General features: G+C 63.5%; 15 protein-coding genes and 1 pseudogene. 4 read left to right on the forward strand and 12 right to left on the reverse strand.

The features are described from left to right. Positions 1-326: 326 nt before the first annotated feature. From rquA to MSIL_RS08805, 8 genes and pseudogenes are all read right to left on the reverse strand, one after another. On the reverse strand, positions 327-995 hold the full coding sequence (rquA, locus tag MSIL_RS08770; RefSeq protein WP_049768130.1) for a rhodoquinone biosynthesis methyltransferase RquA: 669 nt from the start codon (positions 993-995) through the stop codon (positions 327-329). 64 nt (positions 996-1,059) lie between these two features. Beyond that, positions 1,060-1,443, reverse strand: coding sequence for a fumarate reductase subunit FrdD (frdD, locus tag MSIL_RS08775; RefSeq protein WP_012590739.1), 384 nt, complete (start codon positions 1,441-1,443; stop codon positions 1,060-1,062). Next, complete coding sequence (locus tag MSIL_RS08780) at positions 1,440-1,844, reverse strand: fumarate reductase subunit C (RefSeq protein WP_012590740.1); 405 nt, start codon at positions 1,842-1,844, stop codon at positions 1,440-1,442. Before MSIL_RS08780 ends, frdD begins: the two co-directional genes overlap by 4 nt. Beyond that, positions 1,841-2,617, reverse strand: a complete 777-nt coding sequence (locus MSIL_RS08785; protein ID WP_012590741.1) for a succinate dehydrogenase/fumarate reductase iron-sulfur subunit — start codon at positions 2,615-2,617, stop codon at positions 1,841-1,843. The genes MSIL_RS08780 and MSIL_RS08785 overlap by 4 nt, the downstream gene beginning before the upstream one ends. Then, on the reverse strand, positions 2,610-4,394 hold the full coding sequence (gene frdA, locus MSIL_RS08790; protein ID WP_012590742.1) for a fumarate reductase (quinol) flavoprotein subunit: 1,785 nt from the start codon (positions 4,392-4,394) through the stop codon (positions 2,610-2,612). The genes MSIL_RS08785 and frdA overlap by 8 nt, the downstream gene beginning before the upstream one ends. Before the next feature lie 13 nt (positions 4,395-4,407). Beyond that, positions 4,408-5,928 carry a DASS family sodium-coupled anion symporter gene (locus MSIL_RS08795; protein WP_012590743.1) on the reverse strand — a complete coding sequence of 507 codons (1,521 nt, stop codon included), beginning with the start codon at positions 5,926-5,928 and terminating at the stop codon, positions 4,408-4,410. A gap of 291 nt (positions 5,929-6,219) precedes the next feature. After that, a pseudogene (locus MSIL_RS22335) lies at positions 6,220-6,888 on the reverse strand (DDE-type integrase/transposase/recombinase). A 559-nt stretch (positions 6,889-7,447) separates the two neighbouring features. Continuing rightward, positions 7,448-7,873 (reverse strand): hypothetical protein, encoded by a 426-nt coding sequence (locus MSIL_RS08805; protein WP_012590744.1) that lies wholly within the window; start codon positions 7,871-7,873, stop codon positions 7,448-7,450. 127 nt (positions 7,874-8,000) lie between these two features. On the opposite strand from MSIL_RS08805, the gene MSIL_RS08810 reads away from it, so the two are divergent. Then, positions 8,001-8,489, forward strand: coding sequence for a molybdopterin-dependent oxidoreductase (locus MSIL_RS08810; RefSeq protein WP_012590745.1), 489 nt, complete (start codon positions 8,001-8,003; stop codon positions 8,487-8,489). A 22-nt stretch (positions 8,490-8,511) separates the two neighbouring features. Here the strand turns inward: MSIL_RS08810 and MSIL_RS21655 are convergent, their stop codons facing one another. Continuing rightward, positions 8,512-8,682: a hypothetical protein gene (locus MSIL_RS21655; protein ID WP_012590746.1), complete on the reverse strand. Its 171-nt coding sequence runs from the start codon at positions 8,680-8,682 to the stop codon at positions 8,512-8,514. Positions 8,683-8,877: 195 nt separating this feature from the next. On the opposite strand from MSIL_RS21655, the gene MSIL_RS08815 reads away from it, so the two are divergent. Further along, positions 8,878-9,393, forward strand: coding sequence for a hypothetical protein (locus MSIL_RS08815; RefSeq protein ID WP_012590747.1), 516 nt, complete (start codon positions 8,878-8,880; stop codon positions 9,391-9,393). Here MSIL_RS08815 and MSIL_RS08820 read toward each other — a convergent pair whose 3' ends face one another. Further along, positions 9,394-10,494, reverse strand: a complete 1,101-nt coding sequence (locus MSIL_RS08820) for a DNA topoisomerase IB (RefSeq protein WP_012590748.1) — start codon at positions 10,492-10,494, stop codon at positions 9,394-9,396. 134 nt (positions 10,495-10,628) lie between these two features. On the opposite strand from MSIL_RS08820, the gene MSIL_RS08825 reads away from it, so the two are divergent. Together MSIL_RS08825 and ku (MSIL_RS08830) are read left to right on the forward strand one after the other, a co-directional pair. Further along, complete coding sequence (locus MSIL_RS08825) at positions 10,629-11,930, forward strand: DUF763 domain-containing protein (RefSeq protein WP_012590749.1); 1,302 nt, start codon at positions 10,629-10,631, stop codon at positions 11,928-11,930. A 12-nt stretch (positions 11,931-11,942) separates the two neighbouring features. Continuing rightward, a complete protein-coding gene (gene ku, locus MSIL_RS08830) occupies positions 11,943-12,791 on the forward strand; it encodes a non-homologous end joining protein Ku (RefSeq protein ID WP_012590750.1) in 849 nt (282 codons plus the stop codon). 14 nt (positions 12,792-12,805) lie between these two features. On the opposite strand, the gene ku (MSIL_RS08835) is transcribed toward ku (MSIL_RS08830), so the two are convergent. Together ku (MSIL_RS08835) and ligD are read right to left on the reverse strand one after the other, a co-directional pair. Then, positions 12,806-13,621: a non-homologous end joining protein Ku gene (gene ku, locus MSIL_RS08835; protein WP_012590751.1), complete on the reverse strand. Its 816-nt coding sequence runs from the start codon at positions 13,619-13,621 to the stop codon at positions 12,806-12,808. Between the two features lie 19 nt (positions 13,622-13,640). Continuing rightward, positions 13,641-16,307, reverse strand: coding sequence for a DNA ligase D (ligD, locus tag MSIL_RS08840; RefSeq protein ID WP_012590752.1), 2,667 nt, complete (start codon positions 16,305-16,307; stop codon positions 13,641-13,643). Between the last annotated feature and the right edge of the window lie 45 nt (positions 16,308-16,352).

Below are 16,352 nucleotides of genomic sequence, written 5' to 3' on the forward strand. Positions count from 1 at the left end.
AACCGGCCTTTATGGCTATCTACCCACGAAATTACCGGCGCCAGCTCGGGTCACCTGTCCTCAACCTTGTTCACATGACGCCGGATCGCGGGAGCTACCACTGGCGGCCTTGACGCGTTAATGCGCTAAGCTGGGGCGCGATGTACCTGGCGCATCAGACCACCTTCGACTGGCTGGACGAGACTCTGGCAAACATCTAGCGGGGTCTGTGGGGCCGCCCGCACATCGCCTCACCGCGTCCCCACAAAATGTTTGCGCCAGAACCTTTTAGGATTCTTTCCTCACTGGGACCGAGGTCGAGGGGGCTTTCGCTACGCCCAAATTTGTCATTTTCGTTCGGCGGTTACGATCTGGTACAGCCCGCGGAACCGCGTGTTTTTGCGCCACTGGAAACCATCCGCCGCCGCTCCGGCCAGCGTCTGGATTTCATGCGCCCAGAGGCTGGCGGCAAACGGCTCGAGCCGCTCGAATATCCGCTTCATCACCGGCTTCAGCGGGTGCCAGCGATGTGGGCGGTGGTAGTCCACGAAGATCACCTTGCCGGTCGGCCCCACCAGCCCGAGCATGGCGTGGATCACCTGCACCTTCACCTGGTCCGGCACTTCATGCAGCAAGAAGAAGCAGGTGACGGCATCGAATTCGCCGTCCTGCGGAATTGATGCGTCGGCCCAGGCCACATTCGCCTGCGGCAGGTCGGCCAGCTTGCGCCGGGTCAAGCAAACCTGGAGCGGCGCGACGTCGCGCACCTCCAATCGGCCCTGCGGACCGACGCGCTGCGCCACCTGGCGAGAAAAGTCCCCATACACGGCCGCCGGCTGAAACACCCGGTCCCCCGGCTGCAAGGCAGCCAGCACGTCGCCCATCAGCCGCTGCGCATTGCCCCACAAAATCGCCTGCACCACGATCTGTCGATCGAAGAACCACGCCGTGCCGGGCGTAAGGTAGGCCCAAGTGTAGACATCGCGCAGATACGCGGGCAGCAGTTCCAGGCTCATGTCTGGCAGTGGAATATTCGACACTATATTTGCCACCGGGATAAGAGGATGGGAATCCGAGACATCAAAAGCCGATCAGCAACAGCAACACGAAGGTCGCCACGGTCACGACAGCGGCGACGCCATAGGTCGCCAGCCGCAAGACAGGCGCGCCGGCCACGCGCATGTCTTTGAGCGTCAAAAACAGCCGCTCGGCGCCGTGCCAAAAGAACAGGGAAATCACGGCCAGCAACACGAGTTTGCCGATCGGATTCCGCGCAAACGCCAGTGCGTGAGGAAAATCGGCGAAATCCGCCGGCACACCCCAGCCATGCGGCGCCATGATGCCGGTCAGGATGATCAGCGCCGGCCCGAACAAGGCCGACAGCATGCCGCCAGCCCCGAACAGCAACCAGAAGACCGGAGCGACGCTGCGGGCCGGCGGGTGAGGCGCGTTCGGAAATGTCATGACCACGCTCCCACGATGATCGCGCCCACCAGCAGAGCGACCGAACAGGCGCACGCGATGGACAATGTGACGGCAGAGAGCAGCCTCTGCGGCACCAGCCGGCCCCGCAGCACGAGCTTGGGCATCGTCTTCGGCAGGATCTGGAACCACGTCACCACGTGCCACAGCACAGCCGCCAACAGCAATAGATGCGCCAATAGCGACCATGGACTGGCTAAAGCGCGCCGATATGCGTCATAGGCGTCCGGTCCGCGCCACAGGCAAACCACGCCGGCCAGCAGAATGGCGCCATACACAGCGACCGCGACGCCGCATAACTCACGGATGGTGTAGGCGCGGTATGGCTTGTGAGCCCACCAGCGGCTTGGCCGGGGGCGGTGGAAAGGGCGACTCTCATTCATGCGCTGGGCTCCTTACGCAAGAAGCGCAGAAAGAAATCGAATGCGCTGTTCGACTTGTTTTGGTTTACGGCATTGGCCGGATCGACCTGCTTGGGGCACACATCAGAGCACACGCCGACCGCGGTGCATGACCACACGCCATCCTCGCCGCTGATCTGTTCCAGGCGCAGTTGCTGCCCACCGTCGCGTGAATCGCCGTTGTAGCGCTGCAGCAGCGCCATCGCGCCCGGCCCGATGAAGTCCGGATTGGCGCCGAATTGCGGGCATGCCGCATAGCACAGCATGCAATTGATGCAATCGGCGAACGACCCATATGCCGCCATCTGCCCCGGCGTCTGCAAATACGCGCCATCTTCGATCGTCTTTGGCGCCTTCGGCATGATGTAAGGATAGATGCTTTCGATCTTCTTGACGAAGTCGCCAACGGTTACGATCAGGTCCCGCTCGATCGGGAAATTATGCAGCGGCTCGAGCGTCACCGGTTCGGACGCGAGGTCCCGCAGAAAGGTGCTGCAGGCGAGTTTTGGCTCGCCATTGATCATCATGCCGCAGCTCCCGCACACCGCCATGCGGCAGGACCATCGAAACGACAGCGTGGCGTCAAGTGAGACCTTGACCGCCTGCAACGCCTGCAGAACCGACATGTCGTCCGTGAACGGCAGATGGTAGGTCATGAAGACGGGTTCGGTGTCCGACGCGGGGCGGTACCGCAGCACCCGAAGTTCGACAATCTTGGGTTTGTCGACCGGAACCGCTGTGGTTTCGCTATACATGACCATTTTCCTTGGCTGCCGCATCATCCAGCTTCTCGCCCAGCGCCCCATAGGCCCGCTGCCCCGGCGGCAAGCGGGTGATGGTGACCGCGCCATAGCTGATCGTGGGCGGCGCGCTCCCCTGGTAGTGGGCGAGGCTGTGGCAAAGGAACTTGGCGTCGTCGCGCGTCTCGAAGCCGTCCAGCCGCTGGTGAGCGCCGCGCGATTCCGTCCGAGCCAGGGCAGACGTCGCCATGGCCTCCGCGATATCGAGCTGGAAGCCAAGCTCGATAGCCGATAACCAATCGGTGTTCCAGGCCCGCGAGCGATCCTGCAGCGTGATGTCGGCATAGCGGCGCTTAAGCTCGGCGATCGTATCGCAGGTCTCCTGCATCTCCGGCCCGAGACGATAGATGCCGCAGCCCTTTTCCATGCTCTTGCCCATCGTCTCGCGCAGCAGGGCGTGCTGCTCTCCGCCGCCCTTCTGCTGCAGCAGCCCCAAGGCCTTGGCCTCGATGGCCTCCGCCTGGCCAGACCTGCGGGGCGGCGGGGCGGCGCGCGCGAACGCCGCCGCCTGCTCTCCGGCGACCCGGCCAAACACCGACAATTCCGCAAGTGAATTCGAACCCAGGCGGTTGGCGCCGTGGATGCCGACGCTGGAGCATTCGCCGGCCGCATAAAGCCCCGCCAGCGGCGAGGCCGTGTTGATGTCGACCAGAATGCCGCCCATCGTGTAGTGCACCGCCGGCCGTACGGGGATCGCCGCAGTGACCGCATCGATGCCCATGAACTCCCGGGCCAGGTCACAGATCAGCGGCAGCCGCTCCTTGAGCTTTCGCGCGCCAAGATGGCGCAGGTCGAGCAGCACCGCCTCGCCCTGCGGGGTGGTGACGGTGCGGCCTTTGCGTTCCTCGTGCCAGAACGCCTGGCTCAGCCGGTCGCGCGGCCCCAGCTCCATGAACTTGTTATGCGGCTGCGCCTCTGCCGGACCGAGGCCGTAATCCTGCAGATAGCGATAGCCGTCCTTGTTGACCAGCAATCCGCCTTCGCCACGGCAGGCCTCGGTAATCAGAATACCCGTGCCCGGCAGGCAGGTTGGGTGGTATTGCACAAACTCCATGTCGCGCAGGGGGACGCCGTGGCGATACGCCATGGCCATGCCATCGCCGGTGACGATCCCGCCATTGGTATTCTGACGGAACACCCGCCCGGCGCCGCCGGTCGCAATGACCACGGAGCGCGCCGTGATCGTGGCAAATTCTCCCGTCGATTGCGACAGCACGACAGCGCCCTGGGCGCGGCCATCCTCAACCAGCAGGTCGACGCAGAAATGCTCGTCGAAACGCTGGATCGATGGAAACTTGGTCGAGGTCTGGAACAGCGTGTGCAGGATATGAAAACCGCTACGGTCGGCGGCGAACCATGTCCGCTCGATTTTCATGCCGCCGAAAGCGCGGACGTTGATGTTGCCGTCCGGTTTGCGGCTCCAGGGGCAGCCCCAATGCTCGAGCTGTATCATCTCGGGCGTGCAGCGAGAGACGAAATAGTCGACCACATCCTGCTCGCACAACCAGTCGCCGCCGGCGACCGTGTCGTGGAAATGCGCGTCGAGGCTGTCATGAGCCTGCACAACGCCTGCCGAGCCGCCCTCAGCCGCCACCGTATGGCTGCGCATCGGATACACCTTGGACACGAGCGCAATTCTCAGATCGGGGGCCGACTGCGCTGCGGCGATGGCGGCGCGCAGACCGGCACCGCCCGCGCCCAAAATCAGGACATCGGTATCAAAGTATTCCACAAGGCAATCCTTTCTAACCGACGAGGAACAGCATCGGCACACCGACGAGCAGAAAGACCAGCAGATAGTAGCCGCCGAAGATGGCCCCCAGACGCCAGTAATCGCGCCCCGGCAGGAAGCCGCTGCCAGCGTAGACCGGGCTAGGCCCGGTGCCATATGGGGTGATGATCCCCATGATGCCAAGGCTCAGGCACAACCCCAGCGCAGCGGTGGCGATCGGCAGGCCGGGGATTTTGGTCGCCACGATCAGCATCAATGGCAGCAGAGCGGTGGTATGAGCGGTGGTGCTGGCGAACAGGTAATGCAGCAGAAAAAACAGCACGATCAGCGCGATCAACCCGGCCAATGCCGGCAAGGTCGCCAAGAGCGGGCCGACCAATCCGGCGAGCCACGCCACCACGCCGACCTGCGCCAGCCCGGCGGCCAACGCCACCAGCGTGCCGAACCACACCAGGGTGTTGAACGCCGGCTTGTCGTCCAGCACATCGGTCCAGGTGATCGTGCGGGTCACCACCAGCAACCCGACTACCATCAGCGCCACCGTGGTCGGATCCACCATCTGCGCGCCGAAAATCCACAGCGCCAGGGCCAGGATAACCAGGATCAGAAGCGTGATCTCCTTGCCGGAGAATGCGCCGAGTTCGCCCAGTTGCTGCCGCGCCCATGCCGGCACCTCCGGGCATCGCTTCAACTCGGGGGGATACAAGACGTAAGCGAGCAGTGGGGTCGTCGCCAACAGGATCAATCCGACCGGGAGGAAGGCGATGAACCATTGCCCCCAGCCTAGTTCGACATGGACGGTCTTGCGCACCAGCTCGACTGCGAGAATGTTCGGCGCCAGCCCGGTCAGGAACATCGAACTGGTGACGCATGTCGAGGCGATCGCCGTCCACATGAGATAGCTGCCGATGCGCCGGGACGACGGATCATTGGGGAGGGACTGGTAGAATTCCGGGATGTTCTTAATGACCGGGAAGATCGTGCCGCCGCTGCGCGCCGTGTTGGACGGCATGAAGGGCGCCAGCAGCAGATCGGCAAACATGACGGCATAGCCGAGGGTCAGCGTGCGCGCGCCGAGCCGCGACAGCAAGAGCAGCGAAATCCGTTTGCCGAGGCCCGTTTTCTCGTACCCCAGGGAAAAAACGAAGGCCGAGAAAATCAGCCATACGGTCGAATTGGAGAAGCCCGAGAGCGCCCAGGAAATCGCCGCCGCGTTGGCGTTGAAGCCTGGCGCCGCCAGCTGCGCTGGCGAGAACAGGACGAAATGTGAGAGCGCCGCCCCTGCTGTTATGCCGAGAAAGCCGACCGCAGCCGCAGGAACCGGCTCGACGATCAGCCCGACGATAACGGTGACGAATAGCGCCAGATAGCGCCAGCTATATAGCGGCAGCCCCGGCGGCGCGGGGAGCAGGATCATGATGAGGCCGATGGCCAGCGGCAAAGCGGCCATTAGCGTATGCCGGCTGAGCGGCGATGCGCTGGCCACCGACGACTGCGGGTGCTCGCGCAAAAACGCCTTCGAGTGAAAGTTCATCGTAATCCTTGCTCGAAAGTGAAATGCAACCCGTCCTTGACGAGCATACCCCACATCGAGCTCTTGAGCGTTGACCTGGATCAAGAAGGCATCAAATCGGCGCCGCCCAAACCACCGGGAAGCCGTATCGCAACGCGTGGCGGCGGAGGCCATTGATCGGTCTGGCGCGGCGACCGCCAAGCGTCTGACAAACGCGCGTCCGCTAGCGGCCGCCGCAGTGATCTCGGGTAGGGCGGCGTCGTCAACTCGCGCGCGCGAAGACATAAAATCTGGCGGCCCTCTCCGTTGAACTCAGACACAACAATGTGTTCCGGCAAGATCCCTGCGAACTGCGGCGGCGGCGTTGCGCCGCGCGCGATCATCGGGCGCCGTGAGGTCATGGCGAGCAAAGTGTGACAGGTTGGCGATCGGATCATGAAGGAAGACAAAGCGCTGGAGTTAAAGGGTTGGTTTGACGCGCTTCATGATCCGCTCGCGTCGTCTTGTTAGCTGGCGCGAATCCTCCGCGCGATCGTCGAGGTTTTTGTGCTGACGATGCGCGAATCACAAGCCCATATCATTGCGCGGCGCCATAAGAGCCAAGCTTGACTTTAGATCATGAAACGCGGGATGCGCTTGCTTGCGAATAAGTTTGAGTAGAAGCCTCTCGGCGGCGGGCTGCTTCAGCTTTGAACCAAAACGTCGAGAACGAAGCCGTCCCTATCTACGGCGCGCCAAAGCCAATGTGTCTTGCGGTTGATCGAGATAGCGATGTCATCAAGACGCCGTTTGTCCGCCAATCAAGGCCCAGGCGGCGGAGCGATTTCTCGGCCCCGCGCTGGACGCTTTCATGGCTGACCATGACCCTTGGCGCCGTCAGAAGATCTTTAACAATTCTAAAGCTCAAGGGAAAGCGAAAATAGAGCCAAATCGCGTGGCGATCGCCTCCGCCGGAAAACGAGGCCGCGATAAAGAGACGATTGCGCTTTAGTTCATAGCCGAAAAATACGCCAGAAGCGCTTCAAGCTGTTGACTTGTTGGCCGCGTCGGCGGGGCGACTGGCCGGCTGCCGCACGACCCGCACCGCGACCGCCCGACTCCGTAATTTCGATGAGCGCTTCCTTAAGCTTTCAGTCGGCGGCAATTCCCTTTTCCGGCTTGCCCTCAGCCTTCTCGACGAGCTACGCGGCGATTACGACGTGTGTTCCAAAAACCCCCAACCATTGCGTCGCCAAGGTTAGCAGCGCGTTCCGCGCCGGGTCGTTGCTGCGGATGATTTCCATCGAAACCACGGGGTCCGCGTGGCGGGGCCAGATCAAGGCGTCCCGCACGACGCGCGACCACCCACGAAGCTTCCGAGTGGGGCGGCCTGTTGTGGGCGTCCCGGAATGAAGAAAGCGCGCAGGATGGTCAGGGCAGCGACGACATACTTGGCGCGATATGTCTTGGCCATTTCGATTGAATCGAAATCGAACGCGCGAAGACGGGCTGCATGCTCGCGCCCGGCTCGATCGCGACGGGTCGACGCCCAAATAAATAGTCAATCGGCGCGCGCCATCTGGGCCGATTTCTTTCGCTCGGCGTTGGATGCGCTCATGACGGCGTCCCAATCCGGCGCGCCAGATGTCAGAAAATTGATGATCGCCCGGGCTGCTTGCGTGGCGCTGGCGCGCCAGCCGGGATGGCTGTGGTTCACCGTAAAATCCGGGAAGAACAGCGCCGAGAGCGGGGCGCCGCCCTGCGCCTGGCTTTGCACATAGCGCCGCGCTCCGCGCACGGAGACGCCGTGAGCCAGCGCCATATGGCCGCCAATACAGCCGATCGAGCCGCAATCCGACGCGGCGCGCGCCATATCGAGCGCGATGTCTTCGTTAAGCAGCTTTGCGGCCAGCGCGATCAACTCCTCGCGCTCCCAATCTTCGACGCCGAGCGCGCTCGCGTGCAAATAGGGTTGATGATGCTTCATCGGCCGCTCCTCAAAATTCAGGGAAGACGCAAAGCGTCTCATGGGCGCCCGCGCGTGACAAGGGGCGCGCGACGCCCCTATAGTGGCCGCGGATCCGCCTGCGGATCTGACCGCCATGAGGACAGGCATGCGATTTTCCGTTGCGCTCATCTCCCTCGCCTTGCTCGCAGCGAGCCCTTCGCAGGCCGATGAGGCAAACGTCAGCGTTGCCCTCACCGGACTTGATGGGCAAGCCGGCGCGGTGACGCTCGATGAACTGGCGGCGCTGCCTCGGGCTACGGTCAGCGCCGAACAGCACGGCGCGGCGCATGCGTTCGAGGGCGCCCTGCTGACGGACATTCTCGCCAGGGTCGGCGCGCCGAGCGGCAAGGCCATCCACGGCGCGGAGATGACCGACGTCATCATCGTCGAAGCCCGCGACGGATACAAGATCGCGCTCGATCTCGCCGGAACCGACGCCACCATCCGCAAGGATCGCGTGATCCTTGCCGACCGCATGGACGGCGCGCCGATCGGGCCGGAGACGGGTCCGTTTCGTCTGGTTGTCGAGGGCGATTTACGCCCTGCCCGCTCGGTGCGGATGGTCAAGCAGATCAGGCTTGAACGGCTGCATTAGCCGCCCGCTCGATACTCGCGTTCTATCGATACATCACGAAGTAGATGATCAGGAACGCGCAGACCACGAGGAACAATCCCCAGCCTAGAACGTAGCGTGTGACATGCGTCGACGCGCCTTGCCGCGCTTCCGTGGTTGTCAGGACCTCCGGCGTTTCCGGGCCATGATCGCGCTGATTGTCTCTTATCGACATTGATCGACTCCTTTCGCAGCTTGGGTCGCCTACGCCACGATTCCCTCGCAAACAAGACGACGCCGCATCGGGTTCCCGGCATGGAAGCCCATTAGGCCGCCATCATGTGAAAGCTCTTCCGTCGTGCGCCGCGGCACGTCGCGCCTCGTGGCGAAGCGCTATGTTTCCGCCTCGCGCCTGTTGCGGAGACTCGTCATGATATTTGAGCAATTTGAAAGCGGCGATGCGGGCCCGACCGCATCCTCGGCGGATCACGCCAGCAAATTTCCCTGCTGCGGTCAGTACCTGAAATATTGGCTGAGCCCGCAGACGATGAAGGCGAAAACGCCGGACCGTTGGAAAATTTTCGTGAAATGGTGCGGCAACAATGAGGTTTGGGCGACCGAAGCCTGCGCCTGGGGCAAAGGCCCGCTCGTGCAAATCAACAGCGCAAAAGTGGGCCACGCCATGGGGCGCACCACTGGCGATGACAACGGCCAGGTTGTTTGCTTCATTCATGGCAAGGTCGCCAACAAATACGAACAGGGCAACGGCTGGATCATCTGGGAATCGACCGTGCTGCACGAACTCATCCACTGGACGCGCTGGAAGCAGAAGCTGTCCGACCCGACCGACGACGCCGGAAATGCGATCGAAGTCGGCAAGGCGTTCGAGGCGGAAGCCTATGGCGCCGACGTCACGCTGCAGACGCCGTGGCGCGCTGGGCCGTAATCAGGGCGCGCAGCCGTTCGGCCCGGCCCGCTCCAGACGCGCGCGTAAGATCGCAAGCACCGCGGCTTCCTCCGGCTCGAGCCCCGCGAGTTCATCGCGCAGCTCTTTTTCGATTTCGGTCTTGATCCCGGCGACAAGGCCGCCGTCGAGATAGCCGTTCAGAATCTCGGGATGGATGTAGCATTTGCGGCAGATCGTCGGCGTGTTGCCGAGCCGGGAAGCGACCCGCTCGATCGCCTGCCGCAAATTGCGCTTCGCCTGCGCCGCGCTATCGAAACTCTGGAGCTCCCTGAGCTCGATGGCGGCGAGGACGGTGCCGGCAAAGGTGCGAAAATCCTTCGCGGTGATTTCCTCGCCGGTGATCTCTTTCAGATAGGCGTTCACGTCGCTCGACGCGACGCGCTGCTCCTCGCCATGATCATCGACATATTGCAAAAGCTCCTGGCCGGGCAATTCCTGACATTGCTTGATGATCCGGGCGATGCGGCGGTCCTTGACCTTGAGCGACCATTGCTTGCCGCTCTTGCCCGTGAAGCGAAAGCGCACCTGCGACCCCTCGACGACCGCGTGACGGTTTTGCAGAGTGGTGACGCCATAGCTTTTATTCTGCCGCGCGTAATCCTCATTGCCAACGCGGATCAGGGTCGTATCCAAGAGATAGACGACCGCGGCGAGCACCTTCTCGCGCCCCAATCCGCGTTGCGACATATCCGCGGCGACTCGTCTTCGAATGGCGGGCAGCGCTTTAGCGAAAGCCATCACATGCTCATATTTCGCGCTCTCGCGGAGCTCGCGGAACGCGGGATGATAGCGGTACTGCTTTCGCTTGCGCGCGTCGCGGCCGGTCGCCTGGATATGGCCGTTGGGGGATGGGCAGATCCAGACGTCGGCATAGGCGGGCGGGATAGCGAGCGATCGAATGCGCTTCAATGTGGCGGCGTCCCGGACAAGGCCGCCGCCTGGATGCCTGTAGGAAAATCCCTTGCCGGATTTTCGCCGGCTGATCCCCGGCCGGGAGTCCGAGACGTAGCGCAAGCCCGCCGACTCGGCCGCTTCCCTCGGATCGACAACAAGCGAAGCTTCATCTGTTGAATCAAGCACGGAGCGATCCCGAAAAACGGCGCAGCCTCCCAAACGATGGTCTCGGCTCCCCGTTCCATCGGCTGGGCCGCCTTTACGCGCGTGCGCCCTTGCGTCAAACTCGCCCCGTCGCGCAACGAGGGAAGGACCCAAGGATGACCCGTCGCAGCGGAAACGCTGACTTGCCGCTGCACTCCGGCCGCGTGCCCGCCTGGCTTGCGGACCGCATGACACTGCTCGGCGCGGCGATCAGCGAGGCCGTGATCCTGCACTACGGCCGCGACGAATTCCTGCGCCGGCTCGCGCATCCGTTCTGGTTCCAATCCCTTGGCGCCGTCATGGGAATGGACTGGCATTCGTCGGGGATTACGACGAGCGTGCTCGGCGCCCTGAAGCGGGGCCTTGCGCCGCGGGCTCGGGAGCTTGGAATTCATATCTGCGGCGGCCGCGGCAAACATTCCCGCCAGACGCCGGCGGAGCTGATGCGCGCCGGCGAAGAGGCGGGATTTGATGGAGCGCCGCTGGCGGATGCGAGCCGCCTCGTCGCCAAGGTCGACAGCGCCGCCGTGCAGGACGGCTTCGAGCTTTACCTGCACAGCTTCATCGTCGCCGATGACGGCAGCTGGGTCGTCGTCCAACAGGGCATGAACGGCGCGCTTCGGCAGGCGCGGCGCTATCATTGGCTGTCAGAGGGGCTGCGCAGCTTCGTCGACGACCCGCATGCGGCGATCGACGGGCGCAAGGGCGCCGACATCATCAACCTCACCGATCACCGCGCGGAATTTTCACGCGCGCGACAACTCGATTTGCTGCAAACCCTCGGGCCGGATGGAATCGCCAGCGAATTCGCTTCGCTCGCGGAACGCGCGGCGCCGACGCCGAAGCCGCAGCTCGAGTTCCCCTTTCTCGTCATGCCGGCGCATCATGAGGTTCGGCCCGGCGATGTCATGATGCGCCGGCTGCGCGGCGCGCTTGCCGCTGCGGCCGATTGCGGTCCGCAGGATTTCGCCGATCTCTTGATGACGCCGGGCGTCGGCGAGCGCACGGTGCGCGCTTTGGCGCTGGTCGCCGAAGTGGTGCATGGCGCGCCCTGCCGCTTCACCGATCCGGCGCGGTTCTCGCTCGCGCATGGCGGCAAGGACGGTCATCCCTTCCCCGTGCCCGTAAAAGTCTACGACGAGACGATCCGCGTCATGAAATCCGCCGTCCGCAAGGCCCGGCTCGGACGCGCAGAGGAGCTTGACGCCTTGAAACGTCTTGACGATCAGGCGCGGCTTGCCGAGCGCGCCGCGACGAAACCCTCTTTTGAGGCATTTGTTGCGGAAGAACGGCGCCTCTCGCCTTCTTATGGCGGCAGGACCGTCGCCGGCGACGCCGCCCCCGCTCGAACAAAGCCAAGGCTCCCGCCGCGTGATGGATGGGGAACGGGCGGGGCGGCGTCGGCGTTGCAACCATGAAGGAGAATTGCTGTGGCGCCGCGCGCGAACTGGAAAGGCGTCCTGAAGGTCGCCGAACTGACCTCACAGATTTCGCTGTTCACCGCCGCCTCGACTTCGGAGCGCATCGCGTTTCATACGCTAAATCGCAAAACCGGCCATCGCGTGCAGCGGCAATTCATCGACGCCGAAACCGGAAAGCCGGTGGCGCCGGACGATCAGGTCAAGGGCTATGAGACCGGGCATGGCGAATACGTCATGCTTGAGGCTGACGAGATTGCGGCGGCCATTCCCGAAAGCGACAAGACGCTCGACGTCCAGGCCTTCATCTCCTGCGACGAAGTCGACGACGTTTTCTTTGATCGCCCCTATTATCTGGCGCCAAGCAACCAGGCCACCGAGGAGGCTTTCGCGCTGCTGCGCGAGGGGATGCGCGCAAAAAAGGTTGCAGCGCTGGCGCGCGCGATGCTGTTTCGCCGGATGCGCTCGCTGCTGATCCGCCCCTCTGGCGCCGGACTGATCGCGAGCACCCTCAACTTCGATTATGAAGTCCGCTCCGCCGACGAAGCCTTCGCCGATGTGCGCGACGTCAAGATCGAGGGCGAGATGCTTGATCTCGCCGAACACATCATCAAGACGAAGACCGGCAAGTTTGACGTCAGCAAGTTCGACGACCGCTATGAGGCGGCCGTCGCCGCTCTCGTCAAGGCGAAGCTTGAAGGCCGCAAGATCGAGCCGCCAAAACCGGTCGCGGCGACCAATGTGACGAGCCTGCTCGACGCGCTGAGGGAGAGCGCCAAAGGGACCGCCAGGGCGACAGCGAAATCGACCTCGAAGGCGAGCGAGGCAAAAACCCGCGCGCCGCGGAAAAAGGCGAGCTGACGGCGTCGAGCCGCTCAGCGCCCCTTGGGCTTTTTCGCAGCCGGACCGAGGCTTTTGCGCAGGGCGTCCATGATGTCGATGACATTGCTCTCCGCGCTGCCCTTCCCCGTCTTTTCCTCGGCTTTGGTCTTTTTCGCCGGCGGCGTTTTCTTGGCCTCGATGATATCCCGCAGCCGATCCTGCACCGGATCGCTCGCCATCTCCGGGCTCCAGGGTTTAACGCGCTCCTCGATCAGCCTGTTAACGAGAGACAACAGCTCGGGGACCGGCTTTTGATCCTTGATGGCGTCGAAATAGAGCTTTGGATCGCGCACCTCGTCGCCATAACGCAGCGTCCATAGGATGATGCCCTTGCCGCGCGGCTCCAGCAACACCGCGCGTTCGCGGCGGTAGAGCACGAGGCGGGAAATCCCGACCATTTTGGTCGCCTTCATCGCCTCTCGGATGACGGCGAAAGCTTCCTCTCCAACTTCGTCGCCCGGGGTCAGATAGTGCGGCGCGTCATACCAGATCCAGTCGATCGAGTCGGCCGGCGCGAACAGCTCGATGTCGATCGTGCGGGCGCTCTCCAGCGCGACGGAATCGAGTTCCTCATCTTCGAGCATGACGTAAGACTGATCGTCGCGCGGAAAGCCCTTGACCTGATCGGCCGAATCTACAGGCTTGCCCGAAACCGAATCGATGTAGCGGCTTTGCACCCTGTTGCCGGTAGCCCGGTTCAGCGTGTGAAAGCGCAGCTTTTCCTTTTCGGATTTCGCCGGCGCCATGACCACGGGGCAGGTCACGAGCGAGAGCTTCAGATAACCTTTCCAGAATGAACGCGGAGCCATAGGCTGCCTTTCTTGCGGATCACGCGGCCGCCTTGGCGCGGCCGAGGCGTTTGATCGCCGCCTCCAGCGGACGCGCGCCCGAATCATAGTCGGCCCAGGCTTTGCTCTTGTCGAGAAGCCCAACGGACGTGCGGATCGTAAAGGCTTTCGGATCGAGGCTGTTGGTCGCCTCGCTCCAGTTCAGCGGCATCGAAACCGTGGCGCCCGGACGCGCGCGTGGCGACAGCGGCGCGACGGCCGTCGACATGCGGTCATTGCGCAGGTAGTCGAGGAAAATACGCCCCGCGCGAAGCTTTTTGGACATGTTGAGGAGATAGGCGTTCGAATTGTCCGCGGCCATGCGCCGGCAGACCTCCTGAGCGAACCCCTTCGCCTCGGGCCAGGTGAGTTTGGAGCCCTTGGCGACCGCCAGCGGCGTGACGACATGCAGCCCCTTGCCGCCCGTCGTCTTGCAGAAACTGACGAGCCCCAGCGCGTCGAGCCTGTCGCGCATCTCAAGAGCGGCGGCTGCCACCTGCTCGAAGGCGACGTCGGGGCCGGGGTCGAGATCGAATATCAGCCGCCCGGGCGTCTCCGGGCGCCCCGGCGCGCAGTTCCACGGATGCAGCTCAAGCCCAGCGATTTGCGCCACCGCCGCCAATCCCTCAACACGGTCGATCTGCAGATAGGGCGCGCGATCGCCCGACACGGTCACAAGATCGAGCAGGTTCGAGGCTCCGGCCATGGCGTGGCGCTGAAAGAATTGCTGGCCAGTGATCCCGTCGGGCGCGCGGATGAGCGAGCAAGGCCTGCCGCGCACATGCTCTATGAGCCAGGGACCGGCCGCTTCGTAATAGCGCGCCAGATCGAGTTTCGAGACCGGAGCTTCGGCGCCGTCAGCCGGCCACAACTCCTTCGCCGGGTTGGAGATGGCGACGCCCATGACGATGGGTTTGCCGTTGGCCGTCGCCATGGGCTTATCCGAGGATGAACGCGCGCTCGCCTGAATCTCTGCGGGATCGGGAACAGCAGCTTGCTCCGGCGGGGCCGGCGTCTCGGCTTCGACCTCTTCGGCCGGCTTGTCTTCGCGCAGCCCTTTGAAGGCCGCCTGCCGCACCATGCCGGCGCCTGTAAACCCCGCAAACTCAATCTCGGCGACGAGCTCCGGCTTCAGCCAATGGATCGAAGCGGTTTTGCGTGGCGCGCTCGGCCCGGTGAAGGGCGATGTCTCCGCCGCGAACTGCTTCAGCTTCGGCAGCAGGGTTTTGACCTTGGCTTCGCCGAACCCCGTTCCGATGCGGCCGATATAGGTGAAATTCTCGCCGTGATGGACGCCCGCCAACAGGGAGCGGAATTTCCCCTCCGTGGTCGTCCATCCGCCGATCACCACCTCGTGGCCGGCGCGGCACTTCGCCCTGGTCCAGCTGTCGGAGCGGCCGGGCTGGTAGGGCGCGTCGCGTTTCTTTGAAACGATGCCTTCCAGATTGAGGCGGCAGGCGGATTGCAAAATCGCGTCGCCGCCGGTCTCGAAGTGCTCGACGAAACGGATCAGCGCGCCCGCGCCAAGCCGCGCGCCGGCTATGAGACGCGCCAACGCCTGCTTGCGCGCGGCGAGCGGCTCGAGCCGCAAATCTCTCCCGCCCTCGAACATCAGGTCGAAGGCGTAGAAAATCAGATCATCGGTATTCTGTTCTGAAAGCGCCGCCTGCAGCGCCACGAAATCGGGCGAGCCCGAGCTATCCAGCGCGACGATCTCGCCATCGATGATAGCGTCGGGGAAATCCGCCGCCTCCGCAGCGATCGCCGCGAATTTATCGGTCCAGTCCAGCCCCTTGCGCGTTTTCAGCGTCGCTTTGCCGCCGGCGACGCGAAGCTGCATGCGATAGCCGTCGAATTTGATTTCATGAACCCAACCGTCGCCCGAAGGCGGCCGCTCGACCGGCTGGCAAAGCTGCGGCGGCAGGAAATCCGGCATTTGCGCCAAAGCCGCGCCAGATTTTTTCCGCGTGGCCTTGGGCGCCGCGCGCGCCTCGGCGGCGAGCCCCTTGTTCGAGTCCCACACCGCTTTCGGATCGGCGGCTTGCTCGCCCGCGAGCATGAAAGGCTTTGGCCCCTTGCCCTTGCCGGCCGCGATCGCCGCCATCGCGCGGCCCGAAGCGACGGAGCGGTCCTCCGCCAGCAGAGCGTCGGCGTCGCCATCCCGCGCGTAGCCGTCGCGATGTTTGATGAGCAGCCAATTGGTTCGTTTGCCGCCCGTGCGGTCGGCCTTCATGCGCACGAGCACCCAACTGCCATACAGCCTTTGGCCGTCGAGCGTGAATTTGAGATCGCCGTCGGCCAGCGCCTGTTCAGGCGTCTTGTCGCCCTCCGGCGCCCAGAACCCGCGATCCCACAGCTGGACCGTGCCGCCCCCATATTGGCCTTTGGGGATCACGCCTTCGAAATCGCCATAGTCGAGCGGATGATCCTCGACCTCAACTGCAAGGCGCTTGTCATGCGGATCGAGCGAGGGGCCCTTGGTGACAGCCCATGATTTGAAGACTCCGTCGAGCTCCAGTCGAAGATCGTAATGGAGCCGGGTTGCGGCATGTTTCTGGATGACGAAGCGCCGACGCGGTCCGGCCGCGATCGGAGCCTCTCCGCTCGGTTCCGCCGTTTGAGCAAAGTCGCGCTTGGCGCGATAGGTTTTGAGCTTGGTGTCCGCCACGTTGCGTTTTCCGGCGCTGGACGCATTCGTCGCTAAACGCGCGAG

Origin of the sequence: Methylocella silvestris BL2 (assembly GCF_000021745.1) — a bacterium.
Classification (GTDB): Bacteria; Pseudomonadota; Alphaproteobacteria; order Rhizobiales; family Beijerinckiaceae; genus Methylocapsa; species Methylocapsa silvestris.